The organism is Microvirga sp. CF3016, assembly GCF_036314085.1.
Taxonomy (GTDB): domain Bacteria; phylum Pseudomonadota; class Alphaproteobacteria; order Rhizobiales; family Beijerinckiaceae; genus Microvirga.
Genome location: NZ_JAYGGM010000003.1, coordinates 328,278 through 347,364 on the forward strand (window position 1 = coordinate 328,278; position 19,087 = coordinate 347,364).

General features: G+C 65.8%; 16 protein-coding genes. 6 read left to right on the plus strand and 10 right to left on the minus strand.

Annotated features, from left to right (window positions below; translation table 11 throughout):
* Window positions 1-38: 38 nt before the first annotated feature.
* The 4 genes from VB672_RS06095 (at window position 39) to VB672_RS06110 (ending at window position 6,948) form a co-directional block, all read left to right on the plus strand.
* Complete coding sequence (locus VB672_RS06095) at window positions 39-776, plus strand: DUF429 domain-containing protein (protein WP_329783278.1); 738 nt, start codon at window positions 39-41, stop codon at window positions 774-776.
* A gap of 3 nt (window positions 777-779) precedes the next feature.
* Entirely contained in the window at window positions 780-1,721 is a 942-nt protein-coding gene (locus VB672_RS06100; protein WP_329783279.1) for a threonine/serine dehydratase, read from the plus strand.
* 13 nt (window positions 1,722-1,734) lie between these two features.
* On the plus strand, window positions 1,735-2,409 hold the full coding sequence (locus VB672_RS06105) for a carbonic anhydrase (RefSeq protein WP_329783280.1): 675 nt from the start codon (window positions 1,735-1,737) through the stop codon (window positions 2,407-2,409).
* A gap of 114 nt (window positions 2,410-2,523) precedes the next feature.
* Entirely contained in the window at window positions 2,524-6,948 is a 4,425-nt protein-coding gene (locus VB672_RS06110; RefSeq protein ID WP_329783281.1) for a hypothetical protein, read from the plus strand.
* A gap of 99 nt (window positions 6,949-7,047) precedes the next feature.
* Here the strand turns inward: VB672_RS06110 and VB672_RS06115 are convergent, their stop codons facing one another.
* Both VB672_RS06115 and VB672_RS06120 read right to left on the minus strand, forming a co-directional pair.
* The gene (locus tag VB672_RS06115) at window positions 7,048-8,079 is read right to left on the minus strand and encodes an aspartate-semialdehyde dehydrogenase (protein WP_329783282.1); all 1,032 of its coding nucleotides are present in this window, start codon (window positions 8,077-8,079) and stop codon (window positions 7,048-7,050) included.
* A 270-nt stretch (window positions 8,080-8,349) separates the two neighbouring features.
* Window positions 8,350-8,832, minus strand: a complete 483-nt coding sequence (locus VB672_RS06120; RefSeq protein ID WP_329783283.1) for a GNAT family N-acetyltransferase — start codon at window positions 8,830-8,832, stop codon at window positions 8,350-8,352.
* 119 nt (window positions 8,833-8,951) lie between these two features.
* Between VB672_RS06120 and VB672_RS06125 the strand changes: the two genes are divergently transcribed.
* The gene (locus VB672_RS06125) at window positions 8,952-9,743 is read left to right on the plus strand and encodes a hypothetical protein (protein ID WP_329783284.1); all 792 of its coding nucleotides are present in this window, start codon (window positions 8,952-8,954) and stop codon (window positions 9,741-9,743) included.
* Here the strand turns inward: VB672_RS06125 and VB672_RS06130 are convergent.
* The gene (locus VB672_RS06130; protein ID WP_329783285.1) at window positions 9,721-10,842 is read right to left on the minus strand and encodes a sulfite oxidase; all 1,122 of its coding nucleotides are present in this window, start codon (window positions 10,840-10,842) and stop codon (window positions 9,721-9,723) included. The two genes, VB672_RS06125 and VB672_RS06130, sit on opposite strands and share 23 nt — an antisense overlap.
* 139 nt (window positions 10,843-10,981) lie before the next feature.
* Here VB672_RS06130 and VB672_RS06135 point away from each other — a divergent pair, with 139 nt between their 5' ends.
* Window positions 10,982-11,317, plus strand: a complete 336-nt coding sequence (locus tag VB672_RS06135) for a hypothetical protein (protein ID WP_329783286.1) — start codon at window positions 10,982-10,984, stop codon at window positions 11,315-11,317.
* Between the two features lie 48 nt (window positions 11,318-11,365).
* Here the strand turns inward: VB672_RS06135 and leuB are convergent, their stop codons facing one another.
* From leuB to poxB, 7 genes are all read right to left on the minus strand, one after another.
* Window positions 11,366-12,472, minus strand: coding sequence for a 3-isopropylmalate dehydrogenase (gene leuB, locus VB672_RS06140; protein ID WP_329783287.1), 1,107 nt, complete (start codon window positions 12,470-12,472; stop codon window positions 11,366-11,368).
* Window positions 12,473-12,573: 101 nt separating this feature from the next.
* The gene (locus VB672_RS06145) at window positions 12,574-13,983 is read right to left on the minus strand and encodes a serine/threonine protein kinase (protein WP_329783288.1); all 1,410 of its coding nucleotides are present in this window, start codon (window positions 13,981-13,983) and stop codon (window positions 12,574-12,576) included.
* A gap of 3 nt (window positions 13,984-13,986) precedes the next feature.
* The gene (locus VB672_RS06150) at window positions 13,987-14,727 is read right to left on the minus strand and encodes a metallophosphoesterase family protein (RefSeq protein WP_329783289.1); all 741 of its coding nucleotides are present in this window, start codon (window positions 14,725-14,727) and stop codon (window positions 13,987-13,989) included.
* 56 nt (window positions 14,728-14,783) lie between these two features.
* Complete coding sequence (locus VB672_RS06155) at window positions 14,784-15,974, minus strand: lytic murein transglycosylase (protein ID WP_329783290.1); 1,191 nt, start codon at window positions 15,972-15,974, stop codon at window positions 14,784-14,786.
* Window positions 15,975-16,030: 56 nt separating this feature from the next.
* Window positions 16,031-16,411: a cupin domain-containing protein gene (locus VB672_RS06160; protein ID WP_329783291.1), complete on the minus strand. Its 381-nt coding sequence runs from the start codon at window positions 16,409-16,411 to the stop codon at window positions 16,031-16,033.
* A gap of 119 nt (window positions 16,412-16,530) precedes the next feature.
* Window positions 16,531-17,133, minus strand: a complete 603-nt coding sequence (gene leuD / locus VB672_RS06165) for a 3-isopropylmalate dehydratase small subunit (RefSeq protein ID WP_329783292.1) — start codon at window positions 17,131-17,133, stop codon at window positions 16,531-16,533.
* Between the two features lie 122 nt (window positions 17,134-17,255).
* A complete protein-coding gene (gene poxB / locus VB672_RS06170) occupies window positions 17,256-18,989 on the minus strand; it encodes a ubiquinone-dependent pyruvate dehydrogenase (RefSeq protein WP_329783293.1) in 1,734 nt (577 codons plus the stop codon).
* Between the last annotated feature and the right edge of the window lie 98 nt (window positions 18,990-19,087).

Below are 19,087 nucleotides of genomic sequence, written 5' to 3' on the forward strand. Positions count from 1 at the left end.
AATGCTCCCGCAAGCGTCGGCAAAGGAGAAGCCGAGGGATGTGGGTGGCGGGAGTCGATGGCTGCCGGGCCGGGTGGATCGCGGTGCTCATGCGCGTGGACGATCCGGATGCCTCTCGCATCATGACGGTGGCGCGTTTCGAGGCCGTCGCGGATGCGCCCGAGCAGCCTGCGGTGATCGCCGTGGATATGCCCATAGGCCTCCCGGAGCGGACCGAAGGCTCGGGACGCCGGCCGGAGCAGCTGATCCGTCCCCTGCTCGGCGAACGGCAATCCTCCGTCTTCGCCATTCCGTCGCGCCGCGCCGTGGGGGCCATCGACTACGCCGACGCCTGCGTGATTGCCGCCGCGACCTCCGATCCCCCGCGAAAGGTGTCCCGGCAGGGTTTTGGCATCTTCCCGAAGATCCGCGAGATCGACGCGCTGCTGCGCGCCCGGCCCGACCTGGTGCCACGCGTTTACGAGGTTCATCCCGAACTCGCCTTCTGGGCCCTGAACGGCCGGGAAGCACTCGACCAGCCGAAGAAGGTGAAGGGCACGCCCTACGGACCCGGCATGGCGCTTCGTCGCGAGCTTCTCGGCCGGTCCGGGGATCTTCCCGATGGCTTGATCCAGGCGCCGCCGCCCCGCGGGGCGGCGGCGGACGACCTGCTCGATGCGCTGGCGGGGTTGACCGTGGCGCTGGATCTGGCGAGAGGTGGGGGACAATCCTTTCCCGATCCGCCCGGCCGTGACGCACACGGCCTTCCGGTCGCCATCTGGACGCTTCGCAGGTAGCTCATGATCATCACCCGCGCCGACATCGAAGCAGCCCATGCCCGCATCGCCCCCCATATCCGCCGCACGCCGGTCCTGAACGTGGAAAACGCCTTCGGCCATGACGGGCCGGTGAGCCTGAAGCTGGAATTCCTGCAGCATGCGGGCTCGTTCAAGACCCGGGGGGCCTTCAACACCCTCCTGTCGAAGGAGGTTCCGGCCGCGGGCGTTGCGGCGGCGTCCGGCGGCAATCACGGGGCGGCGGTCGCCTATGCGGCCAAGCAGCTCGGCGTGACGGCGCGAATCTTCGTGCCGGAGATCTCGAGCCCCGCCAAGATCGCCGTCATCCGCTCGCACGGGGCCGAGGTGGTGATCGGCGGCGCGCGCTATGCGGACGCCCAAGCGGCCTGCGATCTTCATGTGGCCGAGAGCGGCGCCCTGCGGGTCCATCCTTTCGCGGCCGAGAGCACCGTGATGGGCCAGGGCACGGCGGCCCTCGAATGGGAGCAGGACGCTCCCGCCCTCGACACCGTCCTCGTCGCGGTGGGCGGCGGCGGCCTCATCAGCGGCGTGGCGAGCTGGTGGGCCGGCCGCGTGAAGGTGGTGGGCGTCGAGCCGGAAGGATCCCGCGCGCTGCATGCGGCCCTCGAAGCCGGACGGCCCGTCGACGTGGAGGTGGATTCGGTGGCGGCCGATTCGCTCGGCGCGAAGAACACCGGCGACCTCGTCTTTTCGGTTTGCCGAGAAACCGTCGATCACGTGGCCCTCGTCACGGACCCCGCGATCCGCGATGCGCAACGGCTGCTCTGGCGCGACTACCGGATCGCCTCCGAGCCCGGCGGCGCCGCGGCACTGGCGGCGCTGGTTTCGGGCGCCTATAAACCCCGCTCAGGCGAGCGCGTCGGCGTGCTGCTTTGCGGCGCCAATGTCGAACTCGCCAAATTGGCCGAGATCACCCATCCGTAATGGAAGGACGCCCATGTTCCCGCAACGTCTGACCGAAGGCTACCGCGCATTCCTCGACGACCGCTTCCCGCGCGAGAAGAACCGCTTTGAAACGCTCGCCGAGAAGGGCCAGTCGCCGGAGGTGATGGTGATCGGCTGCTGCGACAGCCGCGTCTCGCCGGAGGTGATCTTCGACGCAAACCCGGGCGAATTGTTCGTGGTGCGCAACGTGGCGAACCTGGTGCCGCCCTTCGAGACCGGCGGCGACTATCACGGCACCTCGGCGGCACTCGAATTCGCCGTGCAGGCGCTGCGGGTAAAACATATCGTGGTGCTGGGCCATGCCCGCTGCGGCGGCATCCGCGCCTTCGCGGACGACACGGCGCCTCTCTCGCCGGGCGATTTCATCGGCCGCTGGATGAACCTGATCAAGCCCGCGGGCGAGCGCCTGGGGCCGCCTGCCGGCAACCTGGACGAGTACCTGCCGCGCCTCGAACTCGCGGCGATCGAGAACAGCCTCAAGAACCTGATGACGTTTCCTTGCGTGCGCATTCTGGTTGAGCGCGGCAAGCTGCAGTTGCATGGGGCCTATTTCGGCGTCGCGACAGGTGTCTTGCTGGTGCGCGATCCGGACACGGGTGAGTTCAAGCCGGCGGTCGAGGACGTGCCGGAGAGGGTTTCGATGTTCAGCGCCCGCAGCGTCGACTAGCCGTTGGTGCTCCTGGAATCCCGGGAGCTTAACCATTCGGTTTATTCCTAGACTGTTTAGAGATTGACGGCCCCTGGACATGTAATAACATGTCTTAAATTTCAGGGGGCCGGCATGTCTACTTTATTCGTTTCAGGCGCACGCACCACTCAAGTCGAGCTTGATGGGACCACCGAGAGGCTTCATGTCACGGAGGGTGGATCGATCACGACTGCCAACAACCCGGCAGTCTCGGGCGGGCTTGAGGGCTTGGAAGTCATCGTCGACGGCGCGATCCGCTCGCAGTTGATCGGTATTGATTTCTACGCCGCTCATGGTGCCATCACCGTCGGAAGCACCGGCACCGTCAGAGGGAGCAATACTGGCATCTACCTGGGAGACGATGCCAATGTGGTGGTCAACAACGGTCAGATCTCGGCATCTCCGCATTTGGCGGACAGCTCCGCCCTCTGGCTCGATGGTTCCGACAACCACATCTTCAACAAGGGGATTTTGTCAGGCTTCTATGGTATTCGCGGGAGCGGCATCCAAGGGGACGGCAATCTCAACCACATCGTTAACACTGGACAGATTGAAGCGGGCGACACTGGCATTCTCCTGAATACGGCGATCACTCTCGTCCCCTCCACCATAGCGTCCCCCAATATTCCCTACGGCGTGTTCAACAGCGGCCAGATCATCGCCGGGGTGACGGGAATCTTCGTCCAGCTATCCGGCAATGTCACCAACAGCGGCCTCATTCAGGCCGGGACTACCGGCATCAGCTTCGGTTTTGGTGACACCTTCCTGAACAACACTGGCACGATCGCGGCGCAGACCGCCGTCTCGGGCTCCGGCGATCGGGACACCCTGCTCAATCAAGGTACAATTCAGGGCGACATCCTCCTCAACGAGGGCAACGATGTCTACGATGGGCGCACCGGAACGGTGACCGATATCGTGGATCTGGGAGCGGGTGACGACGTCGCCTATGGCGGCAGCGGCACCGAGACCCTCGTGGGCGGAGCCGACCAGGATTCTCTCTTCGGCCATGGCGGCGACGACAGTCTCATCGGTGGCAACGGTCTCGACTACCTCGACGGCGGCGCAGGCGCCGATCAGTTGGTTGGTGGCGCAGGCGACGACACCTACGTGGTCGACGATAAGGATGACGCCGTCACCGAAGCTGCGAACCAAGGCTCCGATCTCGTCCGCGCCTCGATCTCCTACATACTCGGCATGAATGTCGAGAATCTTGCGCTGATCGGCGCCTCCGACGTCGACGGCACGGGCAACGAACTGGCCAACAGGATCACCGGCAATGCCGGCCACAACGTGCTCGACGGCGGCGCGGGGGCCGATAATCTCGCGGGCGGGCTCGGCAACGACACCTATGTGGTGGACGATCAGACCGATGTCGTGACGGAAGCGGCCGACGAAGGCACCGACACGGTGCGCGCTTCCGTCGCGCACAGGCTCACGGCGAACGTGGAGAACCTCGTTCTCACCGGCGCGGGCGATATCGACGGCACCGGCAACGAGCTGGGAAATACCATCACGGGCAATGCCGGCAGCAACCGGCTCGACGGCGGCGCGGGGGCGGACGTTCTCGCCGGCGGCGAGGGCCACGACACCTATGTCGTCGATCATGAAAGCGACCTGGTGACGGAGCGGGCTGGCGAAGGCACCGATACGGTGCGGGCCTCCGTGTCCTATGCGCTCGGCGCGCATGTGGAAGATCTCGTCCTCACAGGCGCCGAGGACATCAGGGGGATCGGCAACGATCTCGCGAACACGATCACCGGCAATGACGGCCACAACATCCTCGACGGCGGCGCCGGCGCGGATGCTCTCGCCGGTGGCGAGGGCAACGACACCTATATCGTCGACGATGCAAACGACGTCGTCACCGAAGCCATCGACGAGGGTACCGACACCGTGCGCGCCTCGGTGTCCTACACCCTTGCTGGCAACGTCGAGAATCTCGTCCTCACGGGCAGCGGCGACAAGGACGGCACGGGCAACGATCTTGGCAACACCCTCATCGGCAATGACGGCAGCAACCGCATCGTGGGCGGTGGCGGGAACGACGTGCTCGATGGCGGCGCCGGTCAGGACACGGCGATGTTCTCCGGCCTGCTCGCCGACTACACCATCGAGCGCAACCCGGACGGAACCCTCGAGGTCACGGACGAGACGGCTGGCCGTGACGGGATCGACACGCTGAAGAACATCGAGTTCCTGCAGTTCCAGGACGGCACGATCACGCTGCCGACGCGCGCCCCCGGAGCACCCGCGGTGCAAGGGACCGTGAGCCCGATCAACGAGAACGCCGCGCCCTTCACCTATGTGGCGAGCGTGCAGTCGCCTGGGCTTGCCGCCGGAGACGTGACCTATTCGCTCACGGCGAATCCCGGCGGCAAGTTCACCATCGATCCCACCACCGGGGTCATCTCCCTCGTCGGCGCCGTGAACTACGAGGCCGGCGCCGCGGATCCCGATCTGCAGACCGAGATGGTTGGAACGCTGGTGCGCAAGTTCTATCTTCTGCGCGTCAAGGCCACCGAGACCGTCACGGGCTGGTCCTCCGCCGACGCCCCGGTGAAGGTCTATGTGAACGACGTGAACGAGGCGGCGACAGGCCTCTCCTTCACGGACGGATCGACCAAGGCTGCCATCAGTGAGGCCGCCGCCGATGGCACAATCATCGGTAATCTACAGGCCTTCGATCCGGAAGGCGATGCGGATCTGATCTACGCCTTCGACACCACCGGCGCCGGCGGTACCAGCGGCGCCGGCAATGCGGGCGGGCGGTTCAAGATCGAGAACGGTCATCTGAAGGTGGCGGCGCTCACCGACATCACCAAGACGGAAACCTATACGATCACCCTGAAGGTCACGGACAAAAACGGCGGCCCCGGCGCGGTCTCGGCCTACAAGGATTTCCAGATCACGGTGAATCCAGGGGCCGGTAATACCGTTCCGACAGCTCCTCAGGTCCAAGGGGACACGGCGGAGCTGACCGAAAACGGCGGTGAGGTGGAAACGGTCGCGACGATCCTCTCCAACGACGACAATTTCGGCGGCACGACAATCCAGTACGAAATCGCCCACAATCCCGGCGGCCTGTTCTCCATCGATCAGGAGACCGGTGTGATTTCCTTCACGGGAGGTGCCAATTACGAAGCGTCGAACATCGAGCTTCAGACGGAGAATGCCGGAACGCCGCAAGAGAAGAAATACTTCAACGTGGTGGTGCGCGCCCGGGAGAGCGGGGAGAACGGTCAGGTCTCCGGCAACACGACCGTGAAGGTCTATCTCACGGACGTGAACGAGGCGCAGACGGGTGCAGTCTATGCAATCAACGCCGTGTCAAAGGACGCGCAGGCCGGCACCACATTGGCAAGCCTGCAGAGCGTGATCGACCCGGACACGCGGCAGGCCTACCGCAGCTACTCCTATGCCCTCGTGAACGCCGATGGCAGCGCCTATACGGGCAGCGAGTTCTCGGTCGATGCCAGCGGCAACGTGAAGGTGGGCGCAGGCGGGCTGCGCGACGTGTCCGACCCCACCGTCGTTCCGGTCTTCGTCAAGATCACGGATCAGGGCAATGCAGCCTTCACCGTCACCGAGCGGGTGGAACTGACGATCAGGCCGGTCAATCACGGGCCGACCGACATCACCCTGACGAACAAGAGCATCCGCGAGCTGTCGGCGGTGGGCGATTTCGTGGGCAGCCTGGGCGCCGACGACGAGGATACCGGCGAGACCTTCACCTACGAACTCGTCGACACCGCGGGCGGCCGCTTCAAGATCGTCAACGGCCGCGACCTCGTGGTGGACAACGGGTTCCTGCTCGATTGGGAGCAGGCGGCCGCGCACAATATCAGGGTGCGGGTGACCGACAGCGCCGGGGCTTCGTTCGTCAAGGACATCACCATCGGGCTGGTCGACTGGAATCCGGAATTCACCGCCGGCTCAAGTGCCAGTGACGTGTTCTACGGCGGTGCGCTGGCCGACACGCTCTCGGGCGGTCTCGGCAACGACCGTCTGGTCGGTGGAGCGGGCGCCGACATCCTCAAGGGCGATGGAGACGGCGACACCCTCTCGGGCGGTGCCGGCAAGGACAAGCTCTACGGCAGCACCAGCGCCACCAAGGGCCTGAAGGATGCCGACGTCTTCCTGTTCGACACCGACCTGAAGAACAAGAAGGCGGAAGCGAACAAGCACAAGGACATCGTCTACGGCTTCGAGCACAAGAAGGATGCCATCTGGCTCGACGGCGACGTGTTCAAAACGAAGGCGTTCACGAGCCTGGACAAGAAGGGCAACGATCTGAACGCCCAGAAGATCGGCAAGGCTTTCGTCGCCTCGGGCAGCGCCAAGGACGGGAACGACTACATCATCATCAAGAAGATCGGAACCAAGAAGGCGCAGATCCTCTTCGATGCCGACGGCAGCGGCCGCAAGGCCGCCGTCGAAATCGCGACGGTCAACTACGAACCCAGCGCCAAGAAGATGGGCGGGGCCCTCGATCATACCGATTTCTTCATCATCTGATCGAAGACACCGCCGATGTGAAAAGAGCCGCTGTCGCATCCGACAGCGGCTCTTGGCTTTCATGCGCCGAAGACCGGACGCTTTAGGTCTTGCCGGCGGTCAGGCCGCCTGCTTCTTCGGCTTCAGCAGGCCGCGATTGGCCATGGCTTCGGCGATCTGCACCGCATTGAGCGCCGCGCCCTTGCGCAGGTTGTCGGACACGCACCAGAAGGACAGGCCGTTCTCCACCGTGATGTCCTCGCGGATGCGGGAGATGTAGGTGGCGTCCTCGCCGGCTGCCTCGTGGGGCGTGATGTAGCCGCCGGGCTCGCGCTTATCGACCACCATGATGCCGGGCGCGGCCCGCAGGATGTCGCGCGCCTCGTCGGCCGTGATCGGCTTCTCGAACTCCACGTTCACCGCCTCCGAGTGGCTGATGAAGACCGGCACGCGCACACAGGTGGCCGTGAGCTTGATCTTCGGGTCGAGAATCTTCTTGGTCTCGGCCGTCATCTTCCACTCTTCCTTCGTGTACCCGTCCTCCATGAACACGTCGATGTGGGGGATCAGGTTGAAGGCGATGCGCTTGGGGAACTTCTTCTCCTGCACGTCCTGGAGCGAGTAGAGCGCCTTGGTCTGGCGGTCGAGCTCGTCCATGCCGTCCTTGCCGGCTCCGGAGACCGACTGGTAGGTGGCCACCACGACGCGCTTGATGGTGGCGGCGTCGTGGAGGGGCTTGAGGGCCACGACAAGCTGGGCCGTGGAGCAGTTCGGATTGGCGATGATGCCCTTCTTCATGTCGCGGAGCGCCTCGGCGTTCACCTCCGGCACCACCAGGGGCACCTCCGGGTCGTAGCGCCAAGCGGAGGAATTATCGATGACCACTGCGCCCTGCGCAGCGATCTTGGGCGACCATTCCTTGGAAACCTCGCCGCCGGCCGACATGAGGCAGATATCGACATCGGAGAAGTCGTAAGTATCGAGGGTCTTGGTCTTGAGCGTCCGGTCGCCGAAGGAGACTTCCGATCCCTGGCTGCGGCGGGAGGCCAGCGCCACCACCTCGTCGGCCGGGAAGGCCCGCTCAGCGAGGATGCTCAGCATCTCGCGGCCCACATTGCCGGTCGCACCGACGACGGCGATCTTGAAACCCATTGATCTTCTCCTGTTGTGACTCTCCCCGGAAGTATGAAAACCCTATTCGGGTGCTGCCTCTCGCCCCGACGGGAGAGAGGACCGGGGACGACGAGGCTTATTCGACCGTGGTTTTCACGGTCGTCGTGGCGGTTTTCGTTTTGCTCGTCGTCAGGGTGAGCATCGCCATTGCCATCGTCCATCCAAAAGCCTGCTCGAGGCTTCGATACGCCGTCAGCAACACACCAAAGTCACGCTTTCGTCAAGCGTTTCCTTGGAGACGCCACGCGCTCATTCGTCCGCCAGCACATCGGTCGAGAGGTTGAACCGGTAGAACACCTTGTCCATCCGCTCGGCTCCGAGGCGCTCGTAGAACGCCTGTGCCCCCGCGTTGGTGCCATCGGTCGTGAGGTCGATTCGGGTGAGGCCCAGGCTCCGGGCATGCTCGGCGAGCCAGCGCATGAGCGCGAGGCCCACCGCCCGCCCCCGCGAGTCGCTCTCGACGAAAAGCTCCTTGATGAAGAGCAGGCCCGTCAGTTTGAAACCGGGCCGCAGCACGGCGAAGCAGCCAAGGCCGACGGCGCGGCCGTCCTGGAAGGCCAGAGCATAGCGCGTGCCTTCCGCCTCCCGCATGGAGCGCTCGACCATGGCCAGGGTCGGCCCGAGAGGCTGGGCGACGTCCGGGCCGGCATAGTGGAGGTCCACGGCCCGGACGAGGGCAGCGACATCGGCGGCATCCTCCGGTGTGGCAAGGCGGACGACGATCTGGGGCATGGGGGCGCTCGGTCGGTTAAGCTTTGATTTACCTTGCTTAGCAAAAGCTTTCGAATCCTGGCCAGTGTCACGGTAGAACATGTTGATGACGGGATCAGCAGGGTTGATCGGTTAAAGCAATGCCGCAGGCGGTTTCTGCCGAATGGGACGAGGACGACGTCGCCGAGTGGGTCGACGACCTCCCGGCTCGTCGGCTGCGTCGAAAGCCCCTGCCCTGGCTGCGCATGATCCTGATCTCGACCTGCAGCATCGCGGGCCTCGTCTATTTTGCCCTCGAGCAGGAGCAGAGCACCCGGCCGGCGGTGCGCCAGGGAGCGGTGCCGTCCTCGGTTCTGGTCGCCCCGGCACCGGCCTGGAAGGCACTGCCGTCACCGTCCGTCTATATGCTGGCGAGCCCATCCGGCTCCGTAACGTCGGAAGCGCGCGAGCACGCCAACGGAGCCCGGGAAGACACCTTGACCCTCGGGCGCTTCGGCGACTTCCGGTACGCACAGCTTGCTCTCCTCCAGGGACCGGCCGAGCCTGCCGGGAGCTTCTATGTCGAGACGGTCCGGCGGGCGGCGCGCTCGGGCCTTGCGGTTGCGCATCAGGGCCAGAGCGAGACAGTCGCGACGAAATTCGGCGCCGTGGAAGCCGCCTCCATGACCCTGGCGAACAAGGGCGAGCAGGCCTGCAAGGCCTTCCGATTCTTCGATCCGACCGCCGAGTTCAGCTTCCAGGGGTGGCTCTGCGGCTCCGCCGCTCCCGACGCGGCGCAGCTCGCCTGCTTCCTCGACGGCCTTGCCCTGTCAGGCAGCGCCCATCCGTCCCTGAAGGCGATCTTCGCCCAGGCCGAGCGCAACCGCACGGATTCCTGCGCGCCGAGCGCCCGCTCCGTCTTGGTGACGGTCAGACCTCCGGCCCGACCGTAACCGCCACCCGGTGCATGACGTTGCAGCCGTAGCCGTTCGGGTTCCAGTTGACCGCCCGGAACGGCTGGGCACGGCCTCGTGAATCCGTTGCCCGGGCGAAGATCTCGTAATAGCCGTCGCTCGGCACCGGTAGGAGCACGTGCCAGCGCACCCAGTCGTAGCGGTTGCGCGGCGCCGCCAAGGCAGCCTCCTGCCAGGTCGCACCGCCGTCCAGGGAGACCTCGACCCGCGCGATCGTGTCGTCTCCGGCCCAGGCGGCGCCCCGGACCGCGATGGAGCGCGTGCCTTCAGGATAGCGGCTGCCGTCGGCGGGCGCGGTGACGATGCTGCGCACGGGCATCGACTCGAGGATCCGGGTCTCGACGCCCTTCCCGTCGGAGCCAGGCGGCAGCGGACGGACGGGCAGCCGGTAGGACAGGCCGGTCATGCCGGGCCCGTCGTGCTCCCGGTCGCGGATCCAGATCCGCGTGAGCCATTTCTGGCTCAAGGAACCGGGCCAGCCCGGCACGACGAGCCGCAAGGGGCCGCCATGGATGAACGGCAGCGGCTCGCCGTTCATGGCCCAGACGAGCAGGGTGTGCTCCTCGAGGGCCTTGGCGACCGGCATGCCGCGGGACATGGCCTGCCGCCCATGGCTTCCCTGCTTGTCCGGATCGGCGCCGAAATGACCGGTGAAGAGCGCCGTGTCCTTCAGACCGGCCGCGCGCAGGACGTCGCCCAGCGCGACGCCGGTCCATTCCGCGCAGCCGACGCCGCCATGAGTCCAGGGGTTGCCCTCCGCTTCAGGCTCGAAGAAGGAGCGGCCGTTGCCGCCGCATTCGAGCACCATGCGGAAAGTCTTGCGCGGGAAGCGGCTCTTCAGCTCCGCGAGCGTCAGCCGGAGCGGACGCTCGACCTCGCCGTCGAGGGTGAAGGTCCAGGTCTCGGCGTCTTCCGCTGGCCGGGGCAGCAATCCGTTGTTGCGGATGAAGAAGCGCGTCACCGGCGTGGTCTCGTCGTCGAGACACTCTTCCGGCGTCTCGGCCACCAGAGGAGTGTCGCTCAGCAGGCTCAAGCCCTCCTTGTCCGAGGGATCGAATCCGGCCTTCCTGTCCTGCATCGGCTGCTGTCCTTCTCACCGCGTGCGGAATGTCACGCTTCGACGGAACCATTTTAAGGGGGCCGCCTTGTTTTCACATCATCGCACATGATGATCGCGCGCAGCACAAGGGCTGGGCGCCGTTCTTGGAGGTTAACCCATGCGCCGCTTCGCATTGTTGGGTCTGGCATCTTTGGCTGCGCTCGCATCCGTCTCGGTGGTGGCGGACGCGCAGGCCCAGGATCGCCCCCTCGTCCTCAGAGTCCAGCCCCGCAGCTTCCTCGATCCAGGCCCGGTGGCGCCGGTCGGCTCGATGAACCGTTATGTCACGGCGCCGATGATCTCCTCCGTGGCGAACCCGCCTTGGGGCTTCCAGCGCGACCGCTTCGGCGAGGGATCGCTCCCCGACCCGATCGGCGGGCCCTTCGTCGGTGCGCGCAATCCATTCCCCATGTTCGGCGTTCCGGACGTCGACGCAACAGGCTCGATCCGCTAAATTGCCCTTGGAACGGAAAGCCCCGGGCATGGCCCGGGGTTTTTGCCGTTACGACTGGGCTTCCAATTCCTTGACGATGGCGTCGCCCACGTCCTGCGTGCCGACTGCGTTCATGCCGGGGCCGGCGATGTCCTTGGTGCGGGTGCCGGAAGCGAGCACGTTGGCGATGGCCTTCTCCAGGAGATCCGCCTCGTCGAGGAGGCCGAAGGAATAGCGCAGGGCCATGCCGAAGGAGCCGATCATGGCGATGGGGTTCGCAAGGCCCTTGCCGGCGATGTCCGGCGCGGAACCGTGCACGGGCTCGTAGAGCGCCTTGCGCCGGCCGGTGGCCGGATCCTCGGCGCCGAGGGATGCGGACGGGAGCATGCCGAGCGAGCCAGTGAGCATGGCGGCGATGTCCGATAGGATGTCGCCGAACAGGTTGTCGGTGACGATCACGTCGAACTGCTTCGGCCACCGCACGAGCTGCATGGCGCAGTTGTCGGCAAGCACATGCTCGAGCTCCACGTCGGAGAACTCCGCCTTGTGGATCCGGGTGACGACCTGGCGCCAGAACACGCCGGTCTTCATCACGTTCATCTTTTCGGCCGAGGAGACCTTGTTGCGGCGCTTTCTGGCGAGATCGAAGGCGACCCGCGCGATGCGCTCCACCTCGTGCGTGTGATAGAGCTGCGTGTCGATGGCGCGCTGGGAGCCATCCTCCAGGGTCACGATCTCCTTCGGCTCGCCGAAATAGACGCCGCCGGTAAGCTCGCGCACGATCATGATGTCGAGGCCCTCCACCACCTCGCGCTTGAGCGAGGAGGCATCGGCCAGGGCCGGGTAGCAGATCGCCGGGCGCAGATTGGCGAAGAGGCCGAGATCCTTGCGCAGGCGCAGCAGGCCCGCCTCCGGGCGCATGGCGTAGGGCACGCTGTCCCATTTCGGCCCGCCGACCGCGCCGAAGAGCACCGCATCGGCCTGTTGAGCGCGATCCATGGCGGCTTCCGAGATCGCCGCGCCGTGGGCGTCATAGGCCGAGCCGCCGACGAGGTCCGTCTCGGTCTCGAAGCCCAGCCCACGCTTGCGGAACCAGCCCACGATCTTCTCGACTTCGCGCATGACCTCCGGGCCGATGCCGTCGCCGGGGAGAAGGAGAAGCTTGTGCGTTGCCATGGGATGATCCCTGTTCTGTCGTGATCGGATGCACGGCCCTTAAAGGACCGAATACGCGCCTTGGCAAGCTCTTGTCGTGTTGGCCGTTAGGCGGAGACCGTTCAGCCGCTCTCCACCCGACGATCCCTCGGAGTCCTGACCACGGTCACCGAGCAGGGCGCTTCCGCAACCACTCGCGACGAGACGCTGCCCAAATAACGGCGCAGCGCGGACGAGGCGCGGGCCCCGATCACGATATGGTCGACATTGTTGCGGCGGGCGTAATCGACGAGTGCCGCAGCCGGATCGGGCGCCTCCAGCACGCTGTAGGTGATCCGCTCCTTGGGGATGTCGAGCGAGGCGCCCCAATGCCGGAGCTGGACAAGGCGCTGGACGTGGAGGCTCCTGCCCTCCTCGTCCTCCAGGATGTCGACGGCGATGCGCGAGGTCTTCAGGACGTTTACGCAGGCAATGCGCGCCTCCCCCTCGATGGAGAGAATGCGGCCGATCATCATGCGAAGCGCGTCAGTGAGGTCCTCGCTTCCCGGCGACAGATCGACGGCCGCCAGCACGATGGGCGCCCGGGACAGTTGTCCGGCAATGTTGGGCGTCTCGAGGGGTTGCGCCTTGCGGGCCTTGAGCCAGCGCCGGAAGGTCTTCACCCCGCTGTCGCGCTCCAGGCGTTCGGCCCGCCCGGTGAGCCGGACCTGGTCCGGGTTCTCCAGGTCGAGGGCGAGCTGGGCCGCCGTGGCGTAGCGGTCGTCCGGATCGACCTCCAGGCAGCGCAGGATGATCTCCTGCAGCCAGGGCGGACAATCGGGATTGAGCGCCCGCGGCGGCACCGGATCGCGCCACAGACGGCGGCGGATCTGGCCGCCGCGCGGATTGCCGAAGGGGCGCTCGCCCGCGACGAAGAAATACAGCATCACGCCCAGCGCGAAGAGATCGCTGCGCGGATCGGCCCGGTCCTGCAGCACCTGCTCCGGCGCCATGTAGGGGGTGGTTCCGAACGGCTCGCGAAACTCCTCGGCCAGAAGATCGGGCAGGCGCTCGTGCCGGGCGAAGCCGTAATCGATGAGGACCGCCTCGCCGGTCTCGCGGATCATCACGTTGCTCGGCTTGATGTCGAGATGTATGACGTGCTGGAGATGCAGGTCGTGCAGAGCATGCGCCACCTTCGCGCCGATCGCCGCGACCTCGGGCCAGGGCAGAGGCACCTTGTCGAGCCGCCCCTTCAACGATTCCCCGGGGATCCGCTCCATGACGATGTAGGGCATGGGATCGAGTGGGCCCGTCGCGACGAAGCGAGGGACATGCGGGCCCGTCAGGCGTGGCATGATCATCTGCTCGGTCTCGAAGCACACGATGGGCAGCGGATCGTCGCTGTCGATCAGCATCGGGATCTTCATGATCAGCGGCGTCGGATCGCCTTCACGAGCGACCGACCAGAGCTGCGCCATGCCGCCGGTGCCCAGATTCTCCTGAAGCACGAAGTCGTCGATCATCATGCCCGGATTCAGGCGCCAGCGCATCCGTCAGCGGCCCTGCTCGAGGCGCTGGGCCAGCTTTTCCGGCAGACCCGCCTCGCGCACCTTCCGGGCGGCTGTGGCCGTGTCATAGGGCACGCGCAGATAGCGCAGGCTCTGGCGCACGGTGTCGAACACGGCGTAGTTCGCCGCCGCGACCCCGTCCCGCGGCTGGCCGACGGCGCCGATCACCGCAAGCCAGGTGCGCGTGGGCAGAAGAGGGATTTCGTTGTTGGCCACCGGCGTGAAGGTGCCGACCTTGGCGGTGGTGCTCATGTGGTAGAGCATGGGCACGTGCACATGGCCGCAGAAAGTGATGTGCGCCTCCACGCGGCTGAAATGCCGGATCGCCTCCATGGGACCTGCCATGTAGTCCCAGGTGCGGGGGGCATAGCCATTGGCATGAACGTAGAGGACGCTCCCCTCCTCATGGGTGAGGGGGAGGTCCGCCAGAAACCGCCGCTGTTCCATGCCGAGCTGGTTGCGGGTCCAGCGGATCGCCTCCTGGGCCACGCTGTTCATGTCCTCGTCGGAGCCGTCGATCGCCGCGTCGTGGTTGCCGAGCAACGCCACGGCGCCCTGATCCACGAGCCCCCGAACCGTATCGACCACCCAGGCCGGATCGGCGCCGTAGCCCACATAATCGCCGAGAAAGATCAGGCGATCCACGTGAAGCAGGCGCGCATGGGCGAGGCAGGCCGACAGGGCCTCCCGGTTGCCGTGGATGTCGGTCAGAAGGGCGATGAGCATGGAGCCAGTACAACTCCAAACGCATGGCCACTGCAACTGGTCGATGGATGCCGGGTTTAACCCCGCAGCGCTTCCAGCACCTTGCCGCCGGGCCGGCCGCGTGGCTCGAGACCGATGCGGCGCTCCACGTCCTTGATGGCCTCGCGGGTCTTGGCGCCGATCTTGCCGTCCGGCTCGCCCACATCGTAGCCGCGGGCGGTCAGGAGCTGCTGCAGCTCGCGGCGCTGGGCGCGGGAGAGCGGCGGATCGTCGGTGGGCCAGGCGGTCTGGATGCCGGGCAGGCCCTTCAGCCGGTCCCCGAGCAGCGCGATGGCCAGGCCGTAGGATTCGGCCGCATTGTAGGAATAGACCGCGTCGAAGTTCTTGGTGACAAGGAAGGCCGGGCCGTTGATGCCGGCCGGGATGATGATGCCGGCGGCATAATTGCCCGAGAGCGGACGCCCGTCGACGCGGCGCACGCCCATGGCGGCCCAGGTGGCGAGGGGCTTCTTGTTCTTGCGCCCGGCGAGGCCGGCATTGAAGTTTTCCGGCAGGCGCACCTCGTAACCCCAGGGTAGGCCGTTCACCCAGCCGGCTTTTTTGAGGAAATTGGCCGTCGAGTGAACCGCATCGGGCACGGAGTTCATGATGTCGCGGCGACCATCCCCGTCGCCGTCGACGGCAAGCCGCTGAAAGGTGGACGGCATGAACTGGGTATGGCCGAAGGCGCCGGCCCAGGAGCCCCGCAGATTGGCCGGATTGATGTCTCCGTCCTCCACAATCTTCAGGGTCGCCATCAGCTCGCCCTTGAAATAATCGTTGCGGCGCGGCGCATAGCAGACCAGCGTCGACAGGGACTGGATCAGCGGCCGCCCGCCGATGTCCTTGCCGAAATTGGATTCCACGCCCCAGACGCCTGCGATCGCGTGGCGATCGACGCCGAAGCGCGCCTCGGCGGAGGCGAGCGCCTGGCCCCATTGGCGCATGGCCGCGCGGCCGTCCTGCACCCGCTCCTCGTCGACGAGCGCCGAGAGATAGTCCCAGATCGCCGTCTTGAACTCGGGCTGGTTGTTCATGAGGTCGAGGATGGTCAGATCCGGCGCGATGCCGCGGGTCGCGACGTCGAAGGCCTGGCCGGAAATGCCCTTGGCGGCCGCCTGGCTGCGCAGCCCGGCGAGGCATGAGCCGAAATTGGCCTGAGCCGAGGCCGGCGTGGCCACGGCAAGAGCGGCGAGAACGAAGAGAGTGGGGGCAAGAAGGTTCTTCATGCCCGGCAGATTGCAGGGAATTTGGTTAATCTTGTGGAAACGGGGCAGAAGCCCGATCAGGCCGGGCCGTGGTCGGGATCGGGAAGATCCGTCTGGATCCAGCGGTCGCTGACATGAATGTCGGTGGTTTCCAGCCGCCCAGGACCGAGATTGACGAACTTGTGCGGAATGCCGGCCGGCCCGAAGACAACCTGCCCCGCCTCGCATTCGAAGCGCTCGTCGCCGACCGTGAAGAGCGCCCGTCCCTCACGGATGATGAAAATCTCGTCATAGGGGTGGACATGCCATTTCGGCCCGACGCCGACCTGTTCCGTGGCATAGAAGAGCACGGTCGCACCGGTGCCCAGCCTGTGCCCCTCGATATGGCCCTTCCAGAACAGATCGGGATGGGTCGCCCAATCGGCACGGTTGAGAACCTGCGGCTTGCCCTGTGTCATCGCACCCTCGTGTCATTCCCGGCCGGAGCGAAGCGGAGGGAAAGGGAATCCATAACGCTGCGCTTGACCGTAGATCCCCTTCCCGGTCCTGCGGACCGCCGGGGATGACACTGCAGCATTCAGGCCCAGGCGCGCTCCGAGAGCTTCTTCTCGAAGCTGTCGATGGCGGCGCCTTTCTCCATGGTCAGGCCGATGCCGTCGAGACCGTTGAGCATGCAGTGCTTCTTGAACGGGTCGATGTCGAAGGTGACCGTTCCGCCATCAGGGCCGCGGATCTCTTGGCGTTCCAGGTCGACCGTCAGGGTCGCGTTGGCGCCGCGCTCCGCGTCATCGAAGAGCTTCTCCAGGTCCTCCGGCGAGACCTTGATCGGCAGGATGCCGTTCTGGAAGCAGTTGTTGTAGAAGATGTCGGCGAAGCTCGTGGAGATCACGCAGCGGATGCCGAAGTCGAGCAGCGCCCAGGGGGCGTGCTCACGGGACGAGCCGCAGCCGAAATTATCGCCCGCCACTAGGATCTTGGCGTTCCGGTAGGCCGGCTGGTTGAGGACGAAATCCGGGTTCTCCGATCCGTCCTCGCGGTAGCGCATCTCGGAGAACAGGCCCGTGCCGAGCCCCGTGCGCTTGATCGTCTTCAGGTACTGCTTGGGGATGATCATATCGGTGTCGATATTGATGATCCGCAGCGGTGCCGCGACGCTTTCCAGCACGGTGAACTTGTCCATTGTCCTCACATCCCCGAAGGCGGCCGCCGGGCCGCTGTCTGGTGCCTCATATCAAAGGCTGGGGACCAGGGCTAGGCCAACGATGGTCGCGGCGAGGATAGCCTCAACGCCAGAGATTGGTCTCAACGCCAGAGATTGGTCTTGGCAAGATCGTAGACTTCGTCGGCGCGCCCGCTCAGCACGGCCTTGACCATGTAGAGGGTGAAACCCTTTGCCATGTCGAGTGTCACCGAGGGCGGCATGGCAAGCTCCGTCCGGTTCACCACCGCGTCGACCAGGACGGGCCCGTCATGGGCGAAAGCGGCGGCGATCCCCTCCTCCACTTCGGCCGGATCTTCCAGCCTGATGCCGCGAATGCCCGCGGCTTCCGCCATGGCGGCGAAGTTCGGATTCTGGAGTTCCGTGCCGAAATCGAGGAAGCCGGTGGATTTCTGCTCGAGCTCGACGAAGCCCAGCGTACCGTTGTTGAACACCACGATCTTCACGGGAAGGCGGTTCTGCGCCAGGGTGAGGAGGTCGCCCATCAGCATGGCAAAGCCGCCGTCACCCGACAGCGAGATCACCTGCCGGTCGGGGAAGGCCGCTTGAGCCCCGATTCCCTGGGCCATCGCATTCGCCATCGAGCCGTGCCAGAACGACCCGAGGAGGCGGCGCTTGCCGTTCATGGCGAGATAGCGCGCCGCCCAGACGACCGGCAGGCCGACGTCGCAGGTGAACACGGCGTCCTCCGCCGCCCGGTCGCTGATCGCCTTGGCGACCTGCTGCGGATGGATCGGCCGTCGGCCCGGCGTCCCAACGGCGAGTTCGTCCAGCGACCGGCGCGCCTTAGCATAATGCTCCCGCGCTCGAGCGAGGTGCTTGCCGTCGCTCTTCCGGCCGAGAAGCGGCAGCAGGGCTGCCAACGTGGCGCGGACATCGCCCACGACCCCGACATCGACCGAGACGCGGCGGCCGATATTCTCCCCCCGAATGTCAACCTGGGCGACGCGCGTATCGGCTCCGTCGGGATAGAACTGGCGATAGGGAAGATCCGTGCCGAGCATCAGCAGGACATCGCAGTCGACCATGGCGTAGTACCCGGACGAGAAGCCGATCAGCCCGGTCATGCCGACATCGTAGGGGTTGTCCCACTCCACGTGCTCCTTGCCGCGCATGGCATGCACCATGGGCGCCTGCAGGCACTCGCCCAAGGCCAGCAGTTCGTCATGGGCTCCCGCACAGCCTGCCCCGCACAGGATGGTGACGCGATCACCGGCATTGAGCAGGGCGGCGAGACGATGGAGATCGTCCAGTGCCGGAGTGACGACGGGTGCCGAGGACAGAATCCCTTCGAGCTTGGCTGCCGGCGCGGCGGCAGGCAGCAGGGCCACGTCGCCGGGGATCACCAACACCGACACGCCGCGCTTGGCCCTCGCCTCTCGGATGGCGATCTCGAGAGTGCGCGGCATCTGATGGGCGCTCGAGACCAGCTCGCAGTAATGGCTGCATTCCCGGAACAGATTTTCCGGGTGGGTCTCCTGGAAGTAGCCGCTGCCGATCTCCGGCGACGGGATGTGGGCCGCGATGGCCAAAACCGGCACACGCGAGCGGTGACAGTCGAACAGGCCGTTGATGAGATGCAGGTTGCCCGGGCCGCAGCTCCCCGCGCAGACGGCGAGATCCCCCGTCAGATGCGCCTCGGCGCCGGCCGCGAAGGCCGCGACCTCTTCGTGCCGGACGTGGATCCACTCGATCCCGCCGTGGCGGCGGATCGCGTCCGTCAATCCGTTGAGGCTGTCGCCCACGATGCCGTAAACCCGTTTGACGCCTGCCGCAGCCAGGATCTCGACAAACTGCTCAGCCACCGTCTGTGCCATGAAGCCTCTCCTGAACGGGGACAGCCCACGGTTCCCGGGCGGGCCGGATTACCATGGGACCAGGCTTATGTGGCGCAGCTTCGGGCTGATGGTAGCCT